This is a genomic window from Vibrio pomeroyi, from assembly GCA_041879425.1.
In the GTDB taxonomy this organism is placed as follows: Bacteria; Pseudomonadota; Gammaproteobacteria; order Enterobacterales; family Vibrionaceae; genus Vibrio; species Vibrio pomeroyi_A.
This window is the reverse complement of record CP090855.1, coordinates 1,763,668-1,790,648: the sequence shown is the minus strand read 5'-3', so window position 1 is coordinate 1,790,648 and position 26,981 is coordinate 1,763,668. Positions and strand designations below refer to the sequence as shown.

The following is a 26,981-nucleotide window of genomic DNA, read 5'->3' as shown; positions in this document are numbered from 1 at the left end:
AATACTAGAAAAGAATAGAAATTGGTGAAACATAAGTAACACCAATCCATATTATCGATAACGCTAGACCTGACTTGAGGTGATCAGGCAACCGTTACTTGAGAGTCTCTCGTTTCCACAATTGATTCCTTCAACAAGCCGGCATAAATGCCATTATGTGCGACCAACTGTTGATGATTACCTTGTTCAACAATTTCACCCTTTTCCAATACCAGAATAGTGTCAGAGTGGCGAACAGTGCTGAGGCGGTGGGCAATTGCAATCACGGTTTTTTCTTTGAACAGGCGCTGCATCGCTTTTTGAATCAAGTCTTCGGTGATGGAATCTACCGAACTGGTTGCCTCATCAAGCATCATCAGTTGTCCACCTTGTGCGACTGCTCGTGCAAAGGAGATAAGCTGCGTTTGCCCTACAGATAGGTTGGCACCATTCTTCTCTAAACGGAAATCATAGCCTTGTGGCAACTGCTCGATAAACTTATCCGCATAAACATAACGCGCAGCTTGCTCAACCTCGTTTCTTGAGAGATGTTCCTTACCCAGTGCAATATTGAACTGAATCGTCTCTTCAAATAGATGCACATCTTGCATCATCATCGAGAACAAGTGAGCAGAGTCTTCACTTGAAATCTGCGACAACTCGATACCATTAAGCAGAATACTGCCTTCATAGTCTTGATAGGTTTTAGATATTAAACGCAGAATCGTAGACTTACCTGAGCCAGTCGAACCCACAAGCGCGATTTGATGCCCTTTCTCCAATACAAACGAAACATTATTTAGAACGTACGGAGCGTCGTCTTTATAGCGGAAGCTTACGTTCTTAAATTCTAAGGTCACAAACTGTTCGAGCTGTTTTTGAACCTTGTTAGATGGCAGTAAGTTGCGACCTTCTTCTTCCGTCGGCTCAACAAACAGCTCTTCGATGTGGTCGAACGCAGCAAATGAGCTCTGAATCGAAGCAATTTGTGAGGTGAAATCACGAATCGGAACAAACACTTTCTCTAAGGTGTTGATGAACGCAATCAGCACACCCAAGGTGAGTGCCCCTTCGATCACTTGTCCAGAACCGTACCAAATCATGATCGCGATAGTGATTGAGGTAATGCCAGAGATAAACGAAAACAGAATCGCATCGTACTTATTGATCTTTTTCTGCGCTTTCAAAAACTCATCGGTATAGCCTTGGTAACGCTGCTCGACTTGTTCTTCCGCTCGGTACATCTGAACCGTTTTCATGCCAAACAGAACTTCTTGTAGAAAGCCAATACCGCGAGCAAGTGAAGAACGCGTGACTTTATACAGAGCACGAAGTCGGTTTCGCACGTACACCGTTAAGTACATCACGGGCGGCATGATGATCAATACTATCAACGTCAGCTGCCAATCAATGAAGAACATCATCACCAACAAAGCAATGGTGTTGATACTGTCTTTCACTAAACCGACAACCGATTGAACAAAGGTCTCGCCGATGGTCTCTAAATCACTCGTCAAGCGCGAAAGCGTGACACCTATTGGCGTATTGTCAAAATAGCTACGCGGCAGTTTAAGCACGCGAGCAAACAACACAGAGCGCATGTCAGTTATCGTGTATTGACCTGTTTTACGCAAGTTATACGAATAAGTGGTATCCACCACGTAACTCGCCACCAGCACGGCAACTAAGTAGAAAACGTACTCGAGCAACCCATCCATATCACCATGACTTAGATGGACGTCGATCACTTGAATGATCAGCCAAGGAAACAACAAGCTCGTGATGACCGACAGCGGAAGCATCGCAATACCCAGAATGGCAGAGCCTTTGTATTTCTTAGCAAACTTAAAAAAGTGCTTGAGGTACTTGAGATCAACACCCTTTAACATGCTGCGGCCTCCGTTTCATTCTGTTGTAGCTGCCATGTCTCATAGTAGTAAGGACAGGTTTTGAGTAGCGTGGCATGGTCGCCCTTGGCAATTACCTTACCTTCATTCAACACAATAATTTCATCCATATATTCAAGGGCATTGACGCGATGTGACACTACCAGAACCGACTGATTTTCCAGTCGTTTAAACAAGCCTTCTAAGATCTTTCTTTCTGTCTCATAGTCGACCGCAGACAGCACATTATCCATGATGATTAAGTCGGTTGGTTGCAGCAGAGCACGCGCAATACTCAAGCGCTGCTTCTGACCACCGGACAACATGATGCCCTTCTCACCAACCAAGGTTTGGTCGCCATGTTCAAAGCGAGTCACATCACTGGCCAATTGGCTAAGCTCTAATACTTCATCAACTTGACTCTTGGCCAAATCAGTATCCAAGCTACCAAAACGGATATTATCTTCGACAGTCGCTGAGAACAGGTAAGGGTCTTGAGTAACGGTTTTCACATAACGACGTAAATCACTGCGCGAGAAACTAGTGACATCTTTTTCACCAAGGAACACTGAGCCTTCTGGAACGTCTAGGTGATGATTCAAACAGTTCACTAATGTCGTTTTACCTGCTCCGATTCCGCCTAGCACACCCACTTTTTTACCCGCAGGAATATCAAAGCTGATGTCATCAAGGATCAAGCGTTCTTCACCCGTGTAACTAAAGCTAAGATTGCGAACAGAGAACGTTTTTCCCTTCAGCGATTCAACATCTAATTCAGAGAGCTTTTCTTCATCTAGCTCTGGTACTTTGGCGTTAAGAATGGTTTGCGCACTCTGAATTCCGACCATGCCACGCTGATAAATCGTCGCGATTCGACCAAGTTGCATCAATGGCATTGCGAGCAAAACCGAGTAAGTTAGAAAAGCGGTTATCTCACCCAGTGTGAGCTCCTGTCTCATCAACATGAAACCACCCAAACCAAGAATAATAATTTTCATCAGGTCATTGGCGTAATCGAGCACCGGCATGAAGAAGACTTGAATGCGAGTGATCTTAAGGCGGCATTCAAGCAACAGTTGATTGAGCTTTTCGGTTTCCGCCTTCACCCAAGGTGACATCTGCTGGCTCTTGATCAGATCAATCCCAGATAGGTAACTCATTAACTGAGCAGACAGGTTTTGCAGGCGCTTCATGTGCTCTAAGTGCAGTGTTTTCATACGCTTGAAGCCCACTCGGAAAATCACAAAAGCGATTGAGATAGGAATAATCGAGTAAAGCGTTAATTCTGGTGAGATACGCCACATGTAAAGAGGCGTCAGCGACAAAGCAAGCAACGCATTGAAGAACTGCAAAAAGCCCACGCCGAACATCAAACGGATCCCACCAAGGTCATTATTGATGATTGAAATCAAACGACCTGATGCGAAGCGTTCATGAAAACTACTTGGTAAGCGATTCAGCTTTTGTAGCAGTGTACTTTTGAGCGCAGCCTCTGTGATGCGCCCAGGGTTCAACGCATAGATCCGCGATAAGATGCGCACGACAACCATAGCGACCGACATGCCTACCACAATCCAAACATAGGTTTGAAGCTGTTGGTGACCTGTTGAAGAGGCATCATCAATTAAATCTATCGCCAATTGAATATAACGAGGGATCTCTACTTGTAACCAGTTAACGAGAAAAATGAACACAATCGCCAACAAATAAGAGGTGCGATTCATGCGCAAGTAATGGGCAATAAACTGTCTTTTAGTCATAGTATTCTTTGTTTAGGGCAGGCACACAGCGATGTGATGGTGTTATCCGGCAAGATGAGACATCGCAGAGGTAAAGATACATCAAAAACACATAGTTGACAATGTCAACCATGTTTAATTGTTCGATATCGTGGTTATATTTTAGCGCCACAAGAAACAACTTTGCCGCACTAATGGCGGCAAAGTATCTTAAGTACACTAAATGGGGAGCTTTAAATCAAACTCAATACCACAGCAACAAAAATCGGATATTGATTCAGCCAACACCCCCTCACTCCAGTGGCAAGGCGGTTAGAGGATCACATCGACCTGCCCGTTTTCGACATCAATTGAGCGTTTCACTTCACTGCCCATCGCCGATGGATACCATACTTCAACCCAAACTTTTTCAACATGGTTAGGGAGAAGTAGTGTTGTAGAGAAGTCGATATCCTCATTGATTGGTACTCTCAATACTTGTGATGTGTAGTCGACAACATCGCCATTGAACTCGGTATACAGGCTCATAAAACCTCGTGAGCTTTGCGAGCTTGCCACATCAACGGTCACTTTCACTTCTCTTTCGGTTGAGAAGTCAAAACCCTCAGGTACAACGAGCTCGACCGATTTCAATGCTTGCTGAGCGGGTGCAACGCTTGATGTCACTGCGGTACTGCCTCCCGATGGAGTGTTTCCTGAAGAAGAACCACCGCCCGGTGGTGTTACTGCACTTGGCGTTGAGGTGGTTGAACCGCCACCACCGCCACAAGCCGTAAGGAAGACAACAGTCACGCTACTTAGCATTAGTTTAGTTAGTTTCATAAATCCTCCTTAATTAGTCTTCAGTAGACCAAGTTTTGTCTGAGTTAGGGTTTAAATACCAAGTCGGTTTAGAAGAACCGCCAGTAGTAGCCCACTCCGCAAAATCTGGGAACGCTTCACTGATGTCTATGTACTCGGATGGGTGATTCCAAGGAGATGAAATTAAGATACCCCAAGGCATGTTCTGCGTAGTTCGGTAGTATTTTCCACTATCTGGATCTGAATCATCTTGTGCCACACCGTAAAAGTCGCTCACTAACGTACCACGTGACGTTGGTGGAAGATCCGCTGTGTGAATTTCCAGATCTTTACCCGGAGAGCCAGTAAAACTAGAACCATGGTAATATCCTTCACCTGGACCAAAGATGAACGGGTCGAAACCACTCAATGGTAAAAGTGAACTCACCGTTGGTTGATCGTCGTCGTTAAACGGTAGTGAGATACTGAACGTCATTTGGTCAGACTCAAGAGACGGATTACAAGACGGGTTAGTACGGTGGAACATACACTCATCGTTGATCGGGATATCATTTCTCAAGTTCAGTGAAGCGACAACAACAAGGTCTCCTCCTGGTGATGCAACCGATTTATCTTCGCCCGTGAACGGTGAAATATTCACACGAGTTGCGCCGTTTTTCTGCACTCTGGCAGTCTGCAAGTCAACATCCGACTCATCAAAGCCACTCAGTTTCCAACCTAAACCATTACCGTAAGAGGCGCCGTAGGCCATGATGCTACCGCTAATATCCATACGCAATACAGCATCATCTTTACTCATAATGGTAGTTCGGTAGTAAACGACAACATCGTTTAAGTCGAAGTCACCCACTTCAGGCCAGTTATCTTCGAACGCTGCAGTGTAGTAGTTAGAGTGTTGAATTGTGGTTCCCGGATCAGTCACGTTGAACACGTAATCCTCGACTTCCCCGTCACCAACGTAACCATCACTTGGGATGTTAGGGCTGCTCGCTAGACGGAAACGTGTTTGTACAGTCCCCACACTCGCATCATCAGCCACTCGAATTGGAACCACTTGTCCACCTTCGACAACCGAATGGTTCTTCAAGATTTGCTCATCATCATCGAAAGTACCACTCAAGTCCCAGTCAGCCCAAGCTTGTAGGTAACCATTACCCACTACATTAACGTTAATGAGGCTATCCAACCCGATTTCTAGGTTAGTCAGCAACGTAATACCGTCATCATCATTCCCGTCAACATCTAAGTCATCGCCGTTTGATAAGGCGCCCGGTTGTCCGTCAGAATCTGTATCGATGCTAGCCCCTAGATAAAGCGTTGAAGAGACAGCATGTTCTGCACCATTGCTTGCTTGTAACGTTCCATAAGTGTCTGGAGCGTCACCAAAATCAGACTCGTCAGAACTCTCAATTGGCGTAGTAAAGCCACTTAAGTCCCAGTTACCATCGAACGCTGAGAAGATTGGGTTGGGAAAACTACTACTGCTAGAAGTGACGGTTTCAAACTGTAAGGTAACAATAGAAGTGTTTTTATAGATGAATTTAACCGCACCTGATGTGTCAGTTTCTGAGTAGTTAGTACCTGGGCCTGTAAATAGAACGGATGTTCCATCAGCACTCTCTTCGGCGGTCAAGCTGGCACTTGCACTACCCAATTGATAACTGAAAAAGCCTTCACTTTTAAATACTCGTACTTGCTCTGACTGAACGGGCTCGCCGTCAATGTCGTAACCGATCATTTCAAATTCTGGAACTGTGTATGGCACAGAGAAGGTGCCAGACAGACCATCAGTTCCGTCAAAGAACTCAAAGGTATAAATCAAACCTGCAGACCCGGCTGAGTTAGTCTGATAGAGGAATCCAATATCACCAGAGGGCTGAGTTGAGCCTTCTTTGTAGTTGGGAGCATGGAACATAAACGTTGCATCACCAAATACGCTACTGGATACCTTAGCATCAATGGTCTTTCCGTCATGTGTGCCGACATTGAGAAAGTGCATGGAGGCACCATCGTAGGTTGGTCCCGCCCAACCACTACTTCCGTTCGTTGACTCTACGTGGTTTGAAAAATCCAAATCCACGATGGTTGCGTGGACTGGGACGCTAACTATTGCGCCAATGAGATAGATAATTTGCTTGTATTTCATAGTAAACCTCGACTTCTTCTTCGCTTGGGCGATTTCCTTGAAAAGTACGTAAACTCTGAACGGCAAAGCTAAATAAATGTCTCCCTAAAATCTGATGCTACGAGACAAAGGATGTCTATTTTTATTATTTTGGTGCCGATAAAACGAGCTGCATAAGAAAAAGAAGCAAGAGGAGAGCCAAGTTTTCCAATACTTAGAAAATATACATAAGCAATTGAAATTAAAAGCTTATTATCTATATACTTTTCGAGCACAAGAATAAAAAAAACACTTTATTCAAAATAGGAATCAATTTGATGAAGGAAATGAGTCAACTTGACAGCTTGTCATAGATAGGAGTGAAAGAAGTAGATTCCAAGCGAATAAAGATGTCGTTCAAACAGCAGGAAGCTGCATGAAGCTGGAGAAATAATGGCTGTTGATTATAAACGAAGTTGGATGACAGAGAGCACTAACAATGAACTGTTTAAATGCGGGGTGAAATTAAACAGTTGAAAGATCATTGTCAGCCGCACTTTAGTTACAGCTGAACAATTACTTCAATATAAGGTTTGGTGAGATTAAAGCATTTCTTTTGCGATCAAATGCAACAAAAACGTCTCGCGCTCAATACTCATGCCCTTTTTAGGACTTTCAGCCATCGTTTTTTCATTATGAGCAATCGCTTCATGGATATTCATCCACACCGGCTTCATTCCGTTTTTGACTTCGTAATCTTCGTAAGCCGTTTCACCAAGCTCACGGTCGATCTTGCATGAGTAGCAGTAAGAGATCATGTGCATCATATCTGCGTCGTCTTTATACCAAGGACGAAATTCTTCAAAGATACCGAATGGCTTGATGCTGTGAATGTTCTTCGCACCCGTCTCTTCTTCCAGTTCACGAACCATGCCTGCAATAACATCTTCACCCTCATCCAAACCGCCACCAGGAATGGTGTAGTCGTGATAACGCTCTGTATAAAGCATCAAAATGTCTTCGCCATCCAACACAATCGCACGGGCTGCGTTGCGCTTATATACCGTTTTATTGTCTAGATGGTCGATATCAGGGTGGATAGTGGTTTTTAGGTGTCTCATGATTGTGACTGCTCTACTGAATTTTGCGGCATCATATCATAATCATCAATAGATTCGAGGTGCACAATCGCCTTCAAGAACGCTTTCCTACTTCGCCTCCCAGCTGTAAACGCACCGCCACCGAGTCACAGTAAACCTCAAACGAGCGCGCGTCACACAAGGAAGCTCCACTTGAAGCTTGGCTCTAGTTAGCTTGATCTAGCACTCAAAATTTGGCGAAATCCAACGAAATATCAACCTATTTCAATATCTTGACCAAATTAGGACAACCTTTTCTGAAATCTAAAATATACTCATTTCATAGAGCTTCTAATTGGGTTCTGTAGAACTTAACGCATTTATTTGTAGAGTTATCACGTAGGAGATAAACATGAAGAAAATTGGTTTGATGGCTGTATTTGCCGTTGTATTAGGCGGTTGTGCAAACGACTATGCAGAATATAGCGAAGGCCAACGTGTTTCAGTCGCTAACCCAGCTGCGGTTTATTGTGTTCAACAGGACGGTGAATTAGATACGGTGACTGAAAACAATCAACGTACCACTTACTGTGTATTCGATGACGGTGAGCGCATTGAACAGTGGGAGTACTACCGCAATAACCACGAGCAAGAAGCTGAAAAGTAATCACTTCGACTGCGAGTTTCTAACCTCACCGCTGTAAGATCCCACCTCAAAAATTCTATGACGTTACGTAAACTGCCTGCCTTAAGGCAGCGGTTTACCGTATACACACACCAATTGTACGGTGTTTTATTGCTGGCATTTCCATGACATTGTGAGGACGATCGAGACGATAGAATGCCAACCTGTTACAAAACATTACAAGCCGTATTGATATGAAAAGCCAATCTAAAACCAAAGAACAAACTCATATGTCACTTGAGCTCCCAGAGTTCACGCTGTCGCAATCAACCTCTCAAGTTATCTACAAAAGATGTCAGACAGCGTTAGTCGTATTGGCGATCAGTATTGTCGCGAACCTTGCACTTCGAATTGACTTTGTATTGTTGAATGGCAATGTTGGTGAGGTCTCAGTGACTGAGATGCTCCAGCAATTACTGCTTGTCGTGACTTCTGGTTCTTTTATTTATCTCGCAAGAGAGAAAAGCGAAGTTAAACATGCAGCCCTTCTCATCAGTGCCTTCTTTGCTGTGATGTTTATCCGTGAGATGGATTTTTGGTTTGACAAAATCGTACATGGCGCATGGGTTGTGCCTGCACTTTTAGTTGCTGGTAGCGCGATTTTTTATGCAGTAAAAAACGGTAAGCGCACGATTGATCAGCTTGTACTTATTCTTGCATCCCCACACATGAATTTGCTAGTGACTGGCGTGATGCTACTGTTGGTGTTCTCCCGCCTATTTGGCATGGGTAGCTTCTGGCACAATGTTATGGGTGATGATTACGTTCGCGTGGTTAAAAATATTGCCGAAGAAGGCACCGAGCTTCTGGCCTATTGTTTGATCGCTTTTGCTAGTTTAAAAACGGTTCATGGCATCACGAGAAAGAAATAAACACTTATCGCCACCAGCGATGTGTGTGATCCGATTCAGGATCTAAATATCGATTCAATAAAGTCAGGTTAGTGTCTAGTAGTGCTAGATATTCCCTGACTTTTTTTGTGTCCGTATCCACCGGAGTCTGTTGAATACAACATTCCAATACTGGAAGCAGGCTTCCCACGATACTAAAAAGGGGTGAACGCCCTAGCAATTCTTTTGCTTTCGCTAACGCTTCAACGGAAAGTCTTTCAGGCTCTTTCCTCACCGTATCTAAATCTCGTTGAAACGCCCCTGCGCTTACGCCTTCAAGATAAACTCGGTACGTAGTTAGTGCATCCATCAACAAAAACAGTTGGCCTTGAGTCGTTTGGTACGGGTATGGCACTGGAATATGAGATTCCAACTTGAGATCTATCTGTAGCTCTACACCCAGCGCTGAACACTTTTCAATAAGCACCTTAAGCAATCCTTGCTCGTCCATCAGCGTTTGAATCTCAAAGATACGTTGCAGGTGATAATCGTTAGAAACAAACGTTACTTTCACACTCTGCCCGCGAGTAAACAGCCCGCTCTCGATCATTTCAGAAGCCAAATTCTGAATGTTCTCCACCGTATTTGTTGAGCGTTGCTCAAGCAAGATTGCACCCAAGTTAAATAGATGTTCACGCTGAGCTTCAAGCTCTCGAAAATACTGGTGCATTGCATCCGCTTCAGAGAGAGTTTGTCTCTTTGTTACCCCGCCACAAAATGCAACGGCCGTTTGCTGATTCGACTCTTCGACCAAAAGCTCCGTCAGATACCCAACTAAAGCATCAACTCGACTGGTTCCTTCATCAGTCAATTTATTCTCATTAAGTCGCTTACCCAGCACAATAAGGAGGTGATTAATGCTCATTTTATGTTCAAGTCTCGTTTTGGTGATTAGATAGAGTGAATTATGTATACAATATCCAGTAACAAAAGTATTTTTAAATTCTCTTAGGTTGCTCGCAATAATGCTCACTATTGATAGCTACACCTAAGGCAATGCAAGAATAGACGTGACGCTTTAAAGCTAAAATAACGCGCTCTTGCATTTCATTGCTCTGAGCTCGCTAACACAAGTTTCAATAAAAGAGACGTTTCAAGCACAGAACAAGCTCGACTAAAAATGTTTCATGAAAAGTGAAACGAACAAAATACAAATTTTACACAGAGTTCGTACATCGAACCGTCTTCACAGGAAGTTACTATGCTGTCTATTTTTGACATTTACAAAATCGGGGTCGGGCCTTCCAGCTCCCATACCAACGGACCAATGATCGCTGGGTTCAATTTTACCCAAAAGATTGAACCTGTACTTGGTCAAGTTACCCGTATTCAAATTGACTTATACGGCTCATTGTCACTAACAGGTATTGGTCACCACACCGACCGTGCAACCCTGTTAGGCCTACTTGGCAACCGCCCTGATACGATCAAAATAACCAGCGCTAATGCGGCCATGCGTAAAGCGATTGAAGATAAATCTTTAATGGTGAGTGGCAACCATGAAATTCATTTCGATGTAGAGAGCGACCTGCTCTTCCACAAAACCAACCTACCCCTTCATGAAAACGGCATGACTATCTCTGCCTTTGATGAAAGTGGCAGCCTTCTGGATATGGAAACTTACTATTCGATTGGCGGTGGCTTTATCGCAACCGCTGATGAGCTTCAAAATGGCAAGCAAGAGTCAGAAACACAAGTTGAATTCCCCTTCTCTTCTGCCGACCAATTGCTTGAACTGTCCGACCAAAATGGAATGAGCCTTGGTGGTTTAGTCCTACGCAACGAAGTGTCATTCCAAGGCATGGATGTGATCGACCAAAAAGCCGACCAAATTTGGAAGGTAATGTCTCTGTGTATGCAACGCGGTTTTGACACCGAAGGTATCCTTGATGGTGGTCTAGAAGTCACACGTCGTGCGCCTGCGCTTTTGAAAAAGCTGGAAGCGAATGCCTCTATTGAAAACGATCCAATGGAGATTATGGATTGGATCAACCTATTTGCTTTTGCGGTGAGTGAAGAGAATGCCGCGGGTGGTCAAGTAGTAACATCACCGACCAACGGTGCTGCTGGTGTTATTCCTGCAGTATTAATGTACTACCATCGTTTCATCAAGGAACTGGACACTAAACAACTGAAAGACTTCTTAGCGGTGTCTGGTGCTATCGGTATCCTATACAAAACCAATGCGTCTATTTCTGGCGCTGAAGTGGGTTGTCAGGGTGAAGTTGGTGTATCTTCTTCGATGGCTGCGGCTGGCTTAACTGCCCTACGCGGCGGTAGTAACGAGCAGATCTGTATTGCGGCTGAGATTGCAATGGAGCACTCTCTGGGCATGACATGCGACCCAATCGGCGGGCTAGTACAGGTACCGTGTATTGAACGTAACGCTATGGGTGCGATGAAAGCCATCAACGCATCACGTATGGCACTAAAACGTACAAGTAAGTGTCTTATCTCGTTAGACAAGGTTATTGAAACCATGTACCAAACAGGTAAAGACATGAACAAGAAGTACCGTGAAACGTCTCTAGGCGGTCTAGCGGTGATTCACATGGCACCACCGTGTGAATAACAGACAAGAACACGAGTTCAGAAAGCCCTTATAGAGACGGCATTCTTGTAAACTTAGTTTTCAATATCAAAACAAAGCCAGCCGCCAAGCTGGCTTTTTTATTGACGAGAACCCAACCGCCAATTGAAAGTGATACTCACTTAGAAACATTTACCGAATGAGTCTCGCTAACTTTCTCTTTAATAGTTCATTACTTAGCCACAAATCAAGGCGGCTAATTTTTGCACAGCTACGCATCCACTAGCAAAATCTAACATTGCAAATTTCATTCATGAGAAATATGAATGCACTCATAAGAAAAGATATATCGAGCAAAGTCCGGTTTGGGATACATGTTTCAGTTTATGTATTACTAGCAATGGTATTATAATTGGGTAATTACACTACATATTAATACTAATGTGAGAATAAAATAATGTGGAATAGATTAAACAAATCAATGATGTTCTGCCAAATGATGTTTGGACTTTCGTTCTATGGCGTCATGGTGATCTTGACTCGTTTCTTCCTTGAAGACCTGAACTACAATGAAGCTGACACCATGATGGTCGTTGGTGCTTTCTCCGCAATCGGACCACTGTTTGCTATCGCAGGTGGCTTCATCGCCGACAAATTTTTAGGCGCTTACCGTTCTTTAACCATTGCCTTTTTAGGCTTCGCAAGTGGTTATGTTTTACTGGTACTCGGTGCAGCAGCAACCAATGTACCGATGGCATTATGTGGTATCGCTTTAGCAAGTTATGCACGTGGTTTGATGTCTCCTTCTTACCCAAGTCTTTACAAACGCACGTTCAAAACTCAAGAAGATTTTGAAAACTGCTACCCTATCAACTACTCAGTAAACAACATTGGTGCACTACTAGGCCAATACTTGTTCCCAATGCTAGTGCTTGTTGTTGGTTTCCACGGCGGTTTCCTTCTTTCTGCTGTTCTAGCTGGCGCCGCGCTTCTAATGATGATCTTTGTTCGCAAAGGTCTTGTTGAAGCAAGTGCAGAGATCGACCAACAACCAGTAAGTACGAAAAACTGGGCTGCGTTCCTTGGTCTTTCTGCCGCTATGATTGGCTTGGTATTCTTCATGTTCTCTAACATGGATATTGGCCAAAACATCGTATACGCAATTGGCGGCGCAGCGATCGTCTACTTTGTTTCTTTGATGTTGAAATCGAAGAAATCTGACATGCTGAAGATGGGTACTATCTTAATCATTACATTCCTAACCACCTGTTTCTTCGTGTACTACGGTCAAATGATGACATCGATGACAATGGTAGCGATCAACACAATGCGTGGTGACCTATTTGGCTTTATCCCTGTCGCTCCAGAAGCTTCAATGGCAATGAACCCACTGTGGTGTATGGTTGCTGGCCCTATCATCGCGGGCATCTTCTCTAACCTAGAAAAGAAAAACATTAACTTCTCTACTGCGACCAAGGTAGGTTTCTCATTCATTCTAACGGCTATCGCTTTCGGTATCCTAACAATGGCAGTGACCACAGTGGGTGACGACGTTCTGATTCGCCCTGAAGTATTCCTAGCAATTCACTTTTTCCTAGCATTTGGTGAAGTAATTGTTGGCTCTATGGTTGTGGCGTTCATTCTGTCTGTTGCACCTAAGCACATAGAGAACTTCTCAGTAAGCTTGTTCTCTGTAGCAATCGCCCTATCAGGCATTGTTGGTGCGGTATTCTCAACGTCAATTGCACTAGAGAAAGGTCAAGAAATCACACAAGAGATCGTGCAAACGGTTTACGGCGATTACTTCCAAATGCTGACTGTTCTTGCAGTCGTAATGGTAGGTATTGCGATGGCAGCGTCATTCATTATTCGTAAGATGCTAGAAGCAGCAAAAGCCGCTGATGAAACGATTGAACTAGAGCAAGCTAACAGCTAATTACTCTCACGTTCAACCGCGCTAACACATCAAGCCCTTTAGTTTTCTAAAGGGTTTTTTTTGTCGATGAATTTTACCGACAAAATAGAGGAGTTCTGGTTAGATTGCACTAATGTAAATTACAGTAAATGATAATTATTAGTATTGAGTGTTTTCTGGTTCAGGATTATGATGTCTGAATCAAAATCTAAGAGAGCCTTATATGAGCAAGCCTAGCCCTATCACATTAACCGTTACTCAAACCTTAACCATTACTCCAAACATGCAGCGTATAACGTTGAGCGGTCAGGGATTAAGTAAATACCCAACAGAATGTGCCGGCGGCTACATCAAGCTTTTATTCTCGCCACTAGGCACCACCGATTTGAGCCAATTGAATGAAGGTGAGCGCCCAACCATGCGCACCTACACCATTCGTCAGTACAATCCAGTAGAGCAATTCATCGAAGTCGATTTCGTTCGTCACATCACTAAAGATTTGCAATGTGGTTTTGCCGCAAGATGGGCAATGAGCGCGCAAGTGGGTGATACTATTTCAGTGGCTGGCCCAGGTTTAATTCAAGGACTGAACTTTGATTCAGATTGGTTCTTCTTAGTCGCAGACATGACTTCACTCCCTGCGCTTTCCGCAAAAGTAAAAACACTTCCAGAGAACGCGACAGGCCACGCTGTGGTTCAAATCAACTCAGCAGCAGACAAGCAAGCTCTTGAAGCCCCTCAAGGCATCAAAATCACTTGGTTGATTGAAGATGAAACTGAAGAAACACTATCACAAACCGTTCGCAGCATAGATTGGTTAGACGGTCAGGTTTCAGTATGGACAGCGTGTGAGTTTGAAAGCATGCGTGAGCTAAGACAGTACTTCCGTAACGAAAAAGAAGTCGCAAAAGAGAACATCTACATCAGCAGCTACTGGAAACGTGGCGTCACTGAAGATGGCCACAAAGTGCTGAAACAACAGGATGCTCAAACTTTAGAGAGCTAAAGGTCTTTGTAACACAAGCGCTTAAGCTAAAAGCATCAAAGACAAATAGAAACGCCCTTAACGACTTCATATCGTTAAGGGCGTTTTTTCATCTAACTCAAGAAATATACCTCTGCACAAATCTCCAATCGCTCTGGTGATCTTTTAATTCAGTGAGATAACTAAACCGGCAATGATAAAAACGACGCCTACACCGCGAGTCATGTGCCACTTTTCCTTTAAAAAGTAGATCCCCATCACTACGCCGAAAATGATACTTACTTGCCTCAGTGCCACAACCAAGCTGACGTTCTCTGTCATGGTCATTGCAAATAACACTAAGCCATAAGTCGATGCCATCATAATACCTGCAACCGTGGCTTTCTTACGCAGTATCCATGCGTTGGTGAACTCAACTCTTTGATTGGTCACCAACAACCAAATACTCAACGGAATCACTATCGCCCAAAACTGAATGCCTAGGTAGAAAATCGCCGTGTGTTTATTCGTAATGGTAGGCGTGCTTAATGACTCCAATAACAAAAGCGCTTCTTTATCAATAATGGAGTAACCCGTGGTACCAATAGCGGCGATGAGTGCCCACAACACACCAAGGTTCAGGTAAGCCTTGAGCCTCAGCTCAGAGAACTGTTTCAATGGAACAAACAAACAGCCTAATGTGATCAGTGCAAAACCAACCCATTGATTCAGTGACAACTCATAGCCAATCAATACGGTCCCCAAACCTACCATTAACACAGGTAGCGCTCGTGCCATTGGATAGATAACACCAATATCAGCCTGTTTATAGGCGATGCCTAAGCCGATTAAATAAATGATTTGGCAAATGCCACTCAGGAAGAGCAACTGCCAGAATGGAATTGTGATGTTGGAAAAGCCGACGCTATAGACATACCAAATCAAATAAGGGGTCAGAATCGCGGCAGCGGCAAAGCCAGACGCTAAGAAAAAAGATGAGCCAGAGCCTTGATTTGATTTACCTAGGACATTCCAACCCGCATGCAGCAGAGCCGAAATAATCACGATGATGATGGCAGAGAATTCCATTTCATTCCTAACTTGTTGACTAATAGAAGCAGTCACTGAAAACAGAGGATAAAAAAGGCCTCCAGATAAGAGACCTTTGATCATTCCAGTTGGGCAAATCCCTAAAGTGAGATGTGCCAGCGTTCTAACGTACGACTAACGATCTAGCTGTGCTATCGACTCGATGCTGATCGCGTCATGACGCCAATACTCAATATCGCAGTCAATCAAATCGCCGTTTTGATTGTAGTTAACACGCTCGACAACCATTGCAGGAGACCCTGAAGTCGCACGCAATGCTTGCGCGGTTTCTCCCAACAGAGACGTTGTACTCACACGGTAACGGATCTTCTGATACACCACGCCAAAGTGCTCACGGTAGATGTCCGTTAGCGATTTAGACAGGTCATAATCGAGCAAGTTAGGAAACAGCTCTGGTCGAATGTAGTTCGTCACATACACAACCGGTCTGTCTTCAAGGTAGCGAACTCTGTCGACTCGATAAACGTCTGAGAACGGTTGCAACTCAAGAAGCTTAGTCGCCTCCTTGGTTGCCAACATCCCTTTCGCCGCCACTAACTCTGTTTTCGGCTTTCGATTCTGCGCCAGAGCCATATTAGTGAAATTCAGAGTTTGTGTTGGGTCGTAACGCAGCGGCGCTGGTGAGATAAACCAACCACGGCGATCTTCTCGATAAATACGCCCTTCCGCTTCGAGCGAAGATAACGCTTCACGTAACGTAACTCGTGTTGTATCAAACGATTCAGCCAACTTACGCTCTGCAGGCAGCTTCTGTCGTGGCGTTAACATCCCCGACTCTATCTGCTCTACGATGACATCTTTGATTTTTACGTACTGCACTTAATTTCCTTTCATTCTTGTTCTTGTCGTCAGCCACTCCTTGGCCAACTGCAATATAAATGGTTCGCTAGCGCTTGCGCCAAGCTTGCGTGCGCTTCTCGAATAACTTATTGATTAACATATGAATCAACTTCGCACTCGCCGCAGATATCATGATCATCACCGCCATGGCTGCTGCTGCACCAGTTTGCCCCGCATCATCCATATTCAGTACTGAAACTGACGCAGGTATCGTATCGGTAGAATACAAGAATACTACCGCAGATGTCGTGGTAAGTGCATTAATAAACAGGTATGTCGCAATATCTAAAATCGCAGGCAGACAAACAGGCACAGTCACCTTAAAGAACAACTTGTATTGCGGTAAGTTTACCGAGGCTGCGGTGGCTTCAATTTCCGAAGGTAACTGCTTCAGCGCAGTTAATGCCGTCATGTGCCCTACAGTGTAGTAGTGGACCACGGTATTGATAACCAAGAACGCCATCGTGCCATATAGGAAGTTGAGTGGGTTACTTAAGTCATTAAAGTAGAAGATGTAGCCCAAGCCTAACACCATCCCCGGAACCGCCATTGGCACAACACTGAGCATCTGCATCGCCTGACGAACAGGACCGAATGCTCTGCCCTTCTCAATGCAGTACGCACCTAAGAAAATCAACACGGTACCGATAATGGCAGTCCATGCGCCAAGCGTTAGAGAGTTGAAGAACGGAGTCCAACCATAGGTACTCATCTCTGCGAAATTATAGTTGTTCAGTGTAAGCGCTTTGTTCCAAGGCCAGAAGGTCACCATAGAACCGTATATCGCCATGCCCAACACGATAACGACAGCAGCCGAAATGATCGTGCAATAAAGAAAACACAAGCCGTCACGCACGGTATTTGGCTCTGGTTGATACGCGACAGAACGAGTATCAAACAAGCTCTTCTGTTTCTTTTGCACCCAGCGATCCACTGTAAATGCGAGCAATGCAGGTAATAGCAACAAGATACTGGTCACCGCACCCATCGAGAAGTTTTGTTGACCGACTACTTGTTTAAAGATGTCCGTCGATAGAACGTTGTAGCTACCGCCAATAACCTTTGGTACACCAAAGTCACACACCACCAGCGTAAACACAACGATCAGAGTGCTGATCAAACCATATTTGGCTGCAGGTAAGGTCACCATGAAGAAGGTTTTGAGCGATGAAGTATTTAGAGCACGGGCTGCCTCATAAAGACGAGCATCGGACGTTCTGAGTGAAGTGGTTAGAATCATCAGTGCATGTGGGAAAGTCCAAAATATCAAGCCGAGTGAGATACCAATCAAGCCGTATACCGAGTTTCCACCGAGGACTTCTTTGGCGATACCTTGGTTACCAAATAGGAAGATCAGACTAATTGCAGGAAGTAATGAAGGCGCAAGTATCGGCGCAGAGCCTAATACCTGAAATAGTCCCTTAAAAGGCATGCATGAACGAGTCAAAGCATAGGCATAACCAAACGCTAAAACGCCAACCACTGTCGTTACCAACAAACCCAAGGTGAAAGTGTTACCAACGGATTGCCACAAGCTTTGAGAAGCAAAATACGTCGCGAAATTCTGTAAACCGACAAATTCGCCATCTGCGTTTTGAACACTCTTTTTCAACATTGCCCACAATGGCATCAGAATAAACAGTGTCATGACTACAGACAAGAATGCCAGCAGCCCAAATAGGATAACGTTGTCTTTACTCAACCGAGCAAGAAAAGGTTGTACTCGTCGTTGAAATAGCAGCTTAGATTGCATCATTTGAGTCGATTCCATGATTGATTACGCCGCCTCGTCTTTCATCACTTGTAAGCTTTTCGATGGGTAAGCTCTCAAGCCTTCTTGATCGAATGCCACGTAACGAATATCACTGCGGCGCAGCTTCAATCGATTGAACTCTTTAACAGGCACATCAACAATGATCTCTTTCGCGGTTGAGTCGTGTTGTAACTCGCACTCCACGCGATAGAACGCTCCTAGAAATTCGCTTGATACGATTCGAACAGGTAAAGATTCATTAAAACGATCAACAAACTGAATTTGCTCTGGACGAACCGCGATATCAAACACATCACCCAGCTTTGGTTCTAAGTTATCTAGCCCGGGCAATGGCAACATAGACTCAGCAATACGCATTTTTCCTTGGGCTGCTACAGACGCTTGAATGAAGTTCATACTGCCCACAAACTCAGCTACGAAACGGCTCACTGGTTTTTGGTAGATCTCTTGTGGAGCACCGACCTGCTCAATAACTCCATGATTCATCACCACAATGCGGTCAGCCATGGTCAAAGCTTCATCTTGGTCGTGCGTCACCATAATAGTGGTGATACCCAGCTTGCGTTGCAGTTGGCAGATCTCATCGCGCAGGTGTGTTCTTACCTTCGCATCCAATGCCGACAGCGGTTCATCAAGGAGTAGCAAGCCAGGAGACAGTGCCAAAGCGCGAGCCAAAGCCACACGCTGCTGCTGTCCACCAGACAGTTGGTTTGGGAATTTCTGACCCGACGTTGGTAAGCCGATGGTTTCTAACCAAGATTCAACAGTCTCAAGGGCTTCTTTGGTCGACATACCTTGGTTTTTAAGGCCAATCGCAATGTTTTCTTCCACAGTAAGATTCGGGAACAAAGCATAAGATTGGAACACAATGCCGAAGTCACGCTTTTCTGGCGGCAAGAAGGTTGTGTCATTACCGTTTTGCTCGATAGAGCCAGAAGTTGGTAAATCTAAACCTGCAATCGCACGTAATAAGGTGGTTTTTCCACAGCCAGACGGGCCAAGGAAACAGACGAACTCGCCTTTTTCAATAGATAAGGAGATGTCTTTTAGCGCTGTAAATTGGCCAAATTGCTTTACAACGTTTTCAATATTCAAATAAGTTTGGTTGCTCATACTACAGCACTCTTTAAATGGTATATACCAAATTTAAACTTTGAATATTTCAGTTGAGTGACAAATTTATAGAAGCTAAGTGACAGTTATATTGCAGAAATAAAATTCATTCTAATGGAGGATAATGCGAGTTAAGCAAGTTTTAACATTCAATAGCTTACAGAAAACCAATGGCTTCAGAAAAGTATTTGACGATGAAAGCCAATGTACTTTTCACCGCCAAATATCAATGCTTGCTGATGGTTATACCTATCGCTTGTGCCAATACTGAAATCAGTAGACCGCACACCATGGAGCAGAGTCCGAACGAGCGCTTAAACGTTCGTGTGGATTAACGAGATGAGGGCGATCGGCCAATTCATATTGAGGCAAGTCGTTGATTGAATCACCATTGTTTTGACGTTGATGAGACGAGGTACTGTACTGCTCTAGCCACTCTTTCAAACCAACACTCTTTCCGTATGGGTGATTTGGAAGCCCTAGAATTTTGGCAGTGTATTGACCCGATTCTTCCGTTAGTTCGATGCCAACAACATTTGGAATATTAAGCCTTTTCGCGACACACGCAGGAATGAATGAGACGATCGCAGAAATGATCACCATCGGCTGCCCTTGTGTTCTGGAAGACCAACTCCCCTGCATGACTTGAGGAAAGATTTTGCTCAGAACTTTGCTATCAATACACTCTTCTAACAAAGCACACACCTCTTGATGTGTCTTCTTCGCTAGAGAGCGTGTAGCAAATTCAAGGTAAGTATCTTCATTAAGAATACCTTGAACGTACAGTGTCATTAGCCGGCGTTCTTCGTTCAGAAAGCTAGGTTCATTCGCTAAGCCTTTCTCAACCAAAAACTCATTCCAAATCATGGCGCTGTTTCCGTCCATGAGTGTTTCATCTAGATCAAATACATACAGCGGGGTCGTCATATCAATTCTCACTTCAAATCAAATTTAACTTCCAACTCAGACTTAGCGGGCGAGAAAAAATCTACACAACAGATTTACTCTACCTTGTCGGCTTTACCTGCCGCACCAGCCAGCTTTGCCAATTGCTTATCTAGCCACAATGGCGTGTTACCAGAATCTTCCGCGTTCTCTTTTCTTCGTACTGCATCACGTACCATCATTGCACCCACCCAACGAAATGGCTCTGGCGGGAAATGTCCAAGCGGTCCTTTGGTGAGTCCACAACACGTCCAAGCGTTATCAGTACCGAGTACCATGGACGACAAGATCTTTCCGCCCATACGAGTTTGAGCAACACCATTACCTGAGTAACCGAGCCCATAATAGATGTTGTTTTGGCCTTTTAGATTACCGAAAAATGGCAATCCTGTTACCGATCGATCTGAGCCCCCCGACCAGTTGTAGTCGAATTCACTTTGTTCCAGTTTAGGGAACAGTTTTTGGAAGGATTGATTGAGAATCGGCAGATAATTAGTCGTTTGGTTAAACATGCTTTCTACTTGATTGGCAAACGAGAATTTATTGCCACCTTTGCCTAGCATCAATCTTCCATCTTGGGTGTCTCGGTAGTAGTGAACAAAGATGCGGGAGTCCACCACTGCTGCTCCTTTCTCTGGGCCAAACTGTTTAAGTTTTTCTGGAATTGGTTTGGTCACCACCATGTCTGACGAGACAACCACAATGCTGCGTTTGAACTCTTTGAAGTGATCGAGCATCCACGCGTTGAGCGCCAAAATCACTTTATCAGCAAAGACAGATCCACCCTTGGTTTGGATGCGAGCCGGAGAGCCGTAATCGAGTGACGTCATCTCTGTGTTTTCGTGAATTTCGACACCTAGATCAATAGCAACTCGGCGTAACCCTCTCGCCAATAACGCTGGCTGCACACTACCCGCAGCCTCTGAGTAATAACCTTCAATATGACGATCTGACCCAGCTTTATCGGGCAATGACTGATCGCACTTCTTCCAACTGTTGATGCCCTGCTTGACCAACTCATTTACAACAGGTTCCATTCCACCTTTTTGCGCTTCATTGGTCGCCGTGTAATAAGTGCCACTGCGATAGAGATGCGCGTCGATGTTGTGTTCGTTACAGAAAGCTTCGATCTCGTAAATGACCTTTTCCGATTCTTTAACCAGCCATTTTGCTTGTTCTTTGCCGTAGAGCTTCTTCAACGTTGGATACTTTGTCGACCACGTCAGCATGCAGCCACCGTTCGCGCCAGAAGCACCGCTGCCACACAATCCTTTTTCAATCACTACAATATGCTTTTGAGGTTGCTGCTGTTTGATTAAAATCGCCGTCCATAACCCGGTGTAACCACCGCCAACAATAGCGATGTCGCAGTTAATGTCTTTTTGCAGTGGCTTCGCGGATTCTAGACCTGCATCTATGCTGCCAAATTCCTTTTCTAGTGCTTGCTTGAACCAATATGAATAGTGTTTTGTCATTTGTCGTACCTTACTTAAAACCTAAAGGCGTAAAACTAAAAAAGGAAGACCGAAGCCTTCCTTTACTGATTTCTAACTTCTAATGAACTCAATAGTTAATTAACTGAGTAGCTCGATAGATTAAGATTTTGGCTCTGATTTAGCGTCAAACTTCTCAGACCATGTTTTCAATACGTCTGCACGCTCGCTGCCCATGCGTGCAAAGTCCATTTTTGCCATGTTCTTTTCGACGTTAGGGAAGTTTTCAATTGTTGCCGTCACATCTTGGTGGCCAACAACTGGGTACATTTCGATGTACAGCTCGTTTGCTGCTTTAGAGATAGACCAATCGACCACACGTTGCGCTGCATCAGACGGCTTAACAAGACCTACCGCTTCAGATTCCCAGCCGATACCTCCAGGCGTAATCACAGAAAGTGGTGCACCTTGAGTTTTCAGCTTAGCGCCGCGGCTCGCCATAGAGATACCGATAGCAACTTCACCCATACCCGCTTGAACACATGGCTTAGAACCAGAGTGTGTGTAGTGAGCAATGTTTTGGTCTAGCTTCTGCATGTAGTTCCAACCTTGGTCTTCACCCATGTTTTGTAGCCAAGCCGATACTTGCATGTAACCCGTACCAGAAGACGCTGGGTTTGGCATCGCAATGTGACCTTTGTAGATAGGCTTCGTTAAGTCATCCCAAGACTTAGGTGCTGGTAGGTTAAGTTGTTTCGCTACCGCTTCGTTGAAACAAACCGCATTGAAGAATGCATCGTTACCATACCAAGCTTGAGTAGATTGCGGATCGTTGAGGTTTGAACGCAGCGCCTCTACACCTTGAGGAGTGTAAGGCTTAAGAATGCCCTCTTCTTTAAGTAGAGCCATTGAAGAACCAGCAAGGCCCCAAACGACTTCTGCACGAGGGTTGTTTTTCTCAGCCAATAATTTTGCCGTCATGATTCCTGTTGAATCACGAACCCATTTGATGTTGATGTCTGGGTTTTCACTTTCAAATGCGTTTTTGTATTTCGCTAAAATGTCAGTTTCAAAAGCTGTGTAAACCGTCACTTCCTGTGCTGCATAAGCATTACCAGCTAATAGAGTAACTAATGCTGCAAGTGATCCTTTCATAAAACGGTTTTTCATCATTTTCTCCAGTCAGGCCCGATGCCAAGGTTAGAAGTTAGAAGCTCCATCTAGAGGCTTCTATATCCATAAATTCATTTAGGTTGTTAGCACACACTCTTCACATTGGTATGTACCAGATTTCGAGTATTAAGCTAACTGGCTTTTATGACGATTAAATGAACAAAAAATGGCAGTTTAAAGATCGGGAAACTTCTCGAGGCAAGTGACCAATTTTAATATGAAGCTTTTGTGAAAATGATGTTTGGGCTATTTACGACCGTTTAAATTGGTTGTTAAAGTAACTTCAAATATTGGTATAGTCCAAAATGAACATCACGAGAATTGAACATGATAAACGAATATTTACTACTGACACCGGGTCCTCTATCTACTTCTGAAACCGTTCGCCAAGCAATGCTAAAAGATTGGTGTACTTGGGATGATGAATACAACAAAGACGTTGTTGAAGTGATTCGTAGCAAGCTAGTGACTTTGGCGACTAAGCAAGCGGGATACACAAGCGTATTAATGCAAGGTAGCGGCACGGCTTCAGTTGAAGCAACGATTGGTAGTGTTATCTCTAACAGCGGTAAGCTTCTGGTTGTTGATAACGGTGCGTACGGCGCTCGTATTGCTCAAATCGCAGACTATTTAAACATTCCATGCCATGTCGTTTCCCCAGGTGAAACATCACAGCCTGACTTGAACGAAATGGAAACGGCATTGGCATTGGATTCAGACATTACTCACGTTGCGATTGTGCACTGTGAAACCACGACTGGCATGCTGAATCCAATTGAAGACATTGCCAAATTGGCAAAACAACACAACAAAACCGTCATTCTTGATGCAATGTCGAGCTTTGGCGGTATCCCGATGGATATTGCTGACTTAGGCATCGACTACATGATCAGCTCGGCAAATAAGTGTATTCAAGGCGTACCGGGGTTCGGCTTTGTTATCGCCAAGCAATCGGAGCTGGAGAAGTGCGAGGGCCAAGCTCGCTCATTAAGCCTTGATCTGTTTGACCAATGGCACTGCATGGAAAGCAACCACGGTAAATGGCGATTCACGTCTCCAACTCACACGGTGCGTGCTTTCTACCAAGCTCTGCTTGAACTGGAACAGGAAGGCGGCATCGAAGCTCGTCATAATCGCTACCAAACCAATCAAACCACATTGGTTGCAGGTATGCGCTCTCTTGGTTTTGAGCCTCTGTTAAATGATGACCTTCATTCACCGATCATCACCTCTTTCTATTCTCCCACTCATAGCGATTACCAATTCAAGGAATTCTATGACCGTTTGAAAGAGCAAGGGTTTGTGATCTATCCGGGCAAGGTTTCAAACGCAGACTGCTTCCGCATCGGTAACATCGGTGAGGTTTACCCTTCTGACATTGAAGCCCTCATTGGCGCAGTGAAAAACGCTATGTACTGGGACATCAAATAATGACGATGACCAATCAAGAGCCAGTTCTAAAGGCGACACACTTTCGAAGCGAAGGCGATGTGAACACAACACCAGCACGCGAGAAATGGAACGAATCGCTAAACGATGATGCGACTCAAGCAATGTTAAAACGTGACTCTGACGTGTTTCTTCATCAAGCGATGTCAACGCCTTGCCTAGATACACTTGAAGCCGCAGAGGGCATCTACATTCAAGATGCGACTGGCAAGAAATACATGGACTTTCACGGTAACAATGTTCATCAGCTGGGTTATGGCCACCCACACATCATTAATAAAGTAACTCAGCAAATGGAGTCATTGCCGTTTTCACCGCGTCGCTTCACCAATGAAACCGCCGTTCAGTGCGCTGAAAAGCTAACACAGATCTGTGGTGGTGATTTGAATCGCGTGCTGTTTGCTCCAGGTGGTACTTCTGTTATCGGCATGGCACTCAAACTGGCTCGACATGTCACCAACAACTTCAAGGTCGTTTCATTGTGGGATTCATTCCACGGTGCGTCACTGGATGCAATTTCAGTGGGTGGTGAAGCCTGTTTCCGCGAAGGTATGGGGCCATTGATGGCTGGCGTAGAACGTATTCCACCGGCGGTTTCCTATCGTGGTGCTTTCCCGCTCAATGACTCTTTGTCGCGTCGCGGGCAAAACTCAAGCGATAACAATGAGACGGCATGTGATGTGCACTATGCCGATTACCTTGAGTATGTGATTGAAAAGGAAGGCGGTATTGGAGCCTTCATCGCAGAAGCGGTTCGTAACACCGATGTTCAAGTGCCAAGTAAGGCTTATTGGAAACGCATCCGTGAGATCTGTGACAAACACAACGTCATGTTGATCATTGATGACATCCCAAATGGCATAGGTCGCAGCGGTGAATGGTTCACACACCAAGCGTTTGATATCGAACCTGACATCCTTTGTATTGGTAAAGGTTTTGGCGGCGGCTTGGTTCCAATTGCAGCCATGGTCACCAAAGACAAATACAACACGGCAGCGCAAGTATCACTTGGACACTACACCCATGAGAAAAGCCCTATTGGCTGCGCGGCGGCACTGGCTACCATGGAAGTGATTGAGCAAGAAAACCTACTTGAAAAAGTGCAAGCGGACAGCGTATTCGTTCGTGAACAACTGCTGCAAATGAAAGAGAAATACCCAGTTATTGGTGACGTTCGCGGTATCGGCCTACTTTGGGGTGTGGAATTGGTTACTGACCATATCACCAAAACCCGAGCGTTCGATGAAGCAGAAGCCGTACTTTACCAATGTCTGAACGATGGCCTGAGCTTCAAGGTGTCACAAGGTAACGTGATTCAATTAAGCCCGCCATTGATCATCAGCCGTAGCGAGCTAGAAGTCGCTCTGTCTGTCTTTGAAAAAGCGATAGCCAAAGTCTGCAAAGATTTTGAATACCTTTAATTCATTCTCTAAATCAACATTTAAACCAATAACCTAAAACAATCATTCGTCCTCCCAGTACTTTGCACTAGGAGTGACACAAAAATAGGACACTATTATGAACACAACATCACCTATCCAAGCGGTTATCTTTGACTGGGCTGGCACTATCGTTGATTTTGGGTCGTTTGCTCCAACTAGCATCTTCGTTGAAGCATTCAAACAAGGTTTCGACTTTGACATCGACTTAGCTGAAGCTCGTGAACCTATGGGTATCGGTAAATGGGATCACATCCAAGCGGTGGGTCGAATCCCTGCTGTTGATGCTCGTTGGAATGCCCAGTTCGGACGTTCGATGACCGGTGAAGACGTTGATGCGATCTACGCGGCATTCATGCCTCTTCAAAAAGCGAAAGTAGCCGACCACGCAGCACCGATTTTAAACGCGATAGAAGTGGTAAATAACCTTAAACAGAAGAACGTGAAGATCGGTTCTTGTTCAGGGTACCCACGCGAAGTAATGGATGTGCTAATTCCTGCGGCTGCAGATTATGGCTACCGACCAGACAACGTCGTTGCAACGGATGACTTACCTCAAGGCGGTCGACCAGCTCCATTCATGGCGCTTAAAAACGTCATTGATCTAGGCGTGACCAACGTTGCAGCGTGTGTGAAAGTGGATGACGCAGCACCGGGTATCGATGAAGGTCACAATGCAGGTATGTGGACGGTAGGACTTGTTCTGTCTGGTAACGAAGCAGGCTTAACGTATCAAGAATACTTAGATGCAGACGAAGCAACACTGGCATCAGCACGTGAAAAAGCGAGCGTGAAGCTAAACAAATCAAACCCTCACTACCTGATCGATACCATCACCGACTTACCTGGAGTGATTGCAGATATCGAAAAGCGTTTACTGTCAGGGGAACGCCCTTAAACAAAAGCGAGCTATTCGCATGATGTGAAAGTGCGCGAAAAACATCTCTGGTCACGTTAATTCAAATCCCTATCTAATCATGTACTCATTTGAGTTCAACATGTTGGGTGGGGATTTTTGCTTTATAAGCATGATAAAGCGCAAGTTTTTGACCTATTCCCCTTTAGAGCCACTGGTAAATGGACGAGGCTAGGCTATAGCTTAAATATACGCATTCTAACAAATGATAAAACCA

General features: G+C 44.6%; 21 protein-coding genes. 8 read left to right on the top strand and 13 right to left on the bottom strand.

Annotated elements, in window-relative coordinates; translation table 11 throughout:
• Positions 1-83: 83 nt before the first annotated feature.
• The 5 genes from L0992_23845 to L0992_23825 form a co-directional block, all read right to left on the bottom strand.
• Positions 84-1,868, bottom strand: a complete 1,785-nt coding sequence (locus tag L0992_23845; protein XGB69410.1) for an ABC transporter ATP-binding protein/permease — start codon at positions 1,866-1,868, stop codon at positions 84-86.
• Positions 1,862-3,625, bottom strand: coding sequence for an ABC transporter ATP-binding protein/permease (locus L0992_23840; GenBank protein XGB69409.1), 1,764 nt, complete (start codon positions 3,623-3,625; stop codon positions 1,862-1,864). Before L0992_23840 ends, L0992_23845 begins: the two co-directional genes overlap by 7 nt.
• Positions 3,626-3,916: 291 nt before the next feature.
• Positions 3,917-4,426: a hypothetical protein gene (locus L0992_23835; GenBank protein ID XGB69408.1), complete on the bottom strand. Its 510-nt coding sequence runs from the start codon at positions 4,424-4,426 to the stop codon at positions 3,917-3,919.
• A gap of 13 nt (positions 4,427-4,439) precedes the next feature.
• Positions 4,440-6,551 carry an LruC domain-containing protein gene (locus tag L0992_23830; GenBank protein XGB69407.1) on the bottom strand — a complete coding sequence of 704 codons (2,112 nt, stop codon included), beginning with the start codon at positions 6,549-6,551 and terminating at the stop codon, positions 4,440-4,442.
• A 560-nt stretch (positions 6,552-7,111) separates the two neighbouring features.
• Positions 7,112-7,630 carry an NUDIX domain-containing protein gene (locus L0992_23825; GenBank protein XGB69406.1) on the bottom strand — a complete coding sequence of 173 codons (519 nt, stop codon included), beginning with the start codon at positions 7,628-7,630 and terminating at the stop codon, positions 7,112-7,114.
• A 370-nt stretch (positions 7,631-8,000) separates the two neighbouring features.
• Between L0992_23825 and L0992_23820 the strand changes: the two genes are divergently transcribed.
• A complete protein-coding gene (locus L0992_23820; GenBank protein XGB69405.1) occupies positions 8,001-8,255 on the top strand; it encodes a DUF333 domain-containing protein in 255 nt (84 codons plus the stop codon).
• A 212-nt stretch (positions 8,256-8,467) separates the two neighbouring features.
• Positions 8,468-9,145 carry a hypothetical protein gene (locus tag L0992_23815; GenBank protein ID XGB69404.1) on the top strand — a complete coding sequence of 226 codons (678 nt, stop codon included), beginning with the start codon at positions 8,468-8,470 and terminating at the stop codon, positions 9,143-9,145.
• A 4-nt stretch (positions 9,146-9,149) separates the two neighbouring features.
• On the opposite strand, the gene L0992_23810 is transcribed toward L0992_23815, so the two are convergent.
• Positions 9,150-10,028: a YdcF family protein gene (locus tag L0992_23810; GenBank protein ID XGB69403.1), complete on the bottom strand. Its 879-nt coding sequence runs from the start codon at positions 10,026-10,028 to the stop codon at positions 9,150-9,152.
• A 336-nt stretch (positions 10,029-10,364) separates the two neighbouring features.
• Here L0992_23810 and L0992_23805 point away from each other — a divergent pair, with 336 nt between their 5' ends.
• From L0992_23805 to L0992_23795, 3 genes are all read left to right on the top strand, one after another.
• Positions 10,365-11,735: an L-serine ammonia-lyase gene (locus L0992_23805; GenBank protein ID XGB69402.1), complete on the top strand. Its 1,371-nt coding sequence runs from the start codon at positions 10,365-10,367 to the stop codon at positions 11,733-11,735.
• Between the two features lie 415 nt (positions 11,736-12,150).
• Positions 12,151-13,629: a peptide MFS transporter gene (locus L0992_23800; GenBank protein XGB69401.1), complete on the top strand. Its 1,479-nt coding sequence runs from the start codon at positions 12,151-12,153 to the stop codon at positions 13,627-13,629.
• A 202-nt stretch (positions 13,630-13,831) separates the two neighbouring features.
• On the top strand, positions 13,832-14,614 hold the full coding sequence (locus tag L0992_23795; protein XGB69400.1) for a siderophore-interacting protein: 783 nt from the start codon (positions 13,832-13,834) through the stop codon (positions 14,612-14,614).
• 144 nt (positions 14,615-14,758) lie between these two features.
• Here the strand turns inward: L0992_23795 and L0992_23790 are convergent, their stop codons facing one another.
• The 7 genes from L0992_23790 to L0992_23760 all read right to left on the bottom strand — a co-directional run bounded on the left by L0992_23790 (position 14,759) and on the right by L0992_23760 (position 22,960).
• Positions 14,759-15,661 (bottom strand): multidrug transporter, encoded by a 903-nt coding sequence (locus L0992_23790; GenBank protein XGB69399.1) that lies wholly within the window; start codon positions 15,659-15,661, stop codon positions 14,759-14,761.
• Between the two features lie 135 nt (positions 15,662-15,796).
• Complete coding sequence (gene phnR / locus L0992_23785; protein ID XGB69398.1) at positions 15,797-16,501, bottom strand: phosphonate utilization transcriptional regulator PhnR; 705 nt, start codon at positions 16,499-16,501, stop codon at positions 15,797-15,799.
• Between the two features lie 67 nt (positions 16,502-16,568).
• Positions 16,569-18,293: a putative 2-aminoethylphosphonate ABC transporter permease subunit gene (locus L0992_23780; GenBank protein XGB69397.1), complete on the bottom strand. Its 1,725-nt coding sequence runs from the start codon at positions 18,291-18,293 to the stop codon at positions 16,569-16,571.
• A 6-nt stretch (positions 18,294-18,299) separates the two neighbouring features.
• Positions 18,300-19,409, bottom strand: a complete 1,110-nt coding sequence (locus L0992_23775; GenBank protein XGB69396.1) for a putative 2-aminoethylphosphonate ABC transporter ATP-binding protein — start codon at positions 19,407-19,409, stop codon at positions 18,300-18,302.
• Positions 19,410-19,682: 273 nt separating this feature from the next.
• Positions 19,683-20,336, bottom strand: a complete 654-nt coding sequence (locus L0992_23770) for an HAD-IB family hydrolase (GenBank protein XGB69395.1) — start codon at positions 20,334-20,336, stop codon at positions 19,683-19,685.
• Between the two features lie 74 nt (positions 20,337-20,410).
• Positions 20,411-21,829 (bottom strand): FAD-dependent oxidoreductase, encoded by a 1,419-nt coding sequence (locus L0992_23765; protein ID XGB69394.1) that lies wholly within the window; start codon positions 21,827-21,829, stop codon positions 20,411-20,413.
• A gap of 120 nt (positions 21,830-21,949) precedes the next feature.
• Positions 21,950-22,960 (bottom strand): putative 2-aminoethylphosphonate ABC transporter substrate-binding protein, encoded by a 1,011-nt coding sequence (locus L0992_23760; protein XGB69393.1) that lies wholly within the window; start codon positions 22,958-22,960, stop codon positions 21,950-21,952.
• Between the two features lie 327 nt (positions 22,961-23,287).
• Here L0992_23760 and phnW point away from each other — a divergent pair, with 327 nt between their 5' ends.
• The 3 genes from phnW to L0992_23745 all read left to right on the top strand — a co-directional run bounded on the left by phnW (position 23,288) and on the right by L0992_23745 (position 26,746).
• Positions 23,288-24,391, top strand: coding sequence for a 2-aminoethylphosphonate--pyruvate transaminase (gene phnW, locus L0992_23755; protein XGB69392.1), 1,104 nt, complete (start codon positions 23,288-23,290; stop codon positions 24,389-24,391).
• A complete protein-coding gene (locus tag L0992_23750) occupies positions 24,391-25,830 on the top strand; it encodes an aspartate aminotransferase family protein (GenBank protein ID XGB69391.1) in 1,440 nt (479 codons plus the stop codon). The genes phnW and L0992_23750 overlap by 1 nt, the downstream gene beginning before the upstream one ends.
• Before the next feature lie 97 nt (positions 25,831-25,927).
• Positions 25,928-26,746, top strand: a complete 819-nt coding sequence (locus L0992_23745; GenBank protein XGB69390.1) for a phosphonoacetaldehyde hydrolase — start codon at positions 25,928-25,930, stop codon at positions 26,744-26,746.
• The last annotated feature ends 235 nt before the right edge of the window (positions 26,747-26,981 follow it).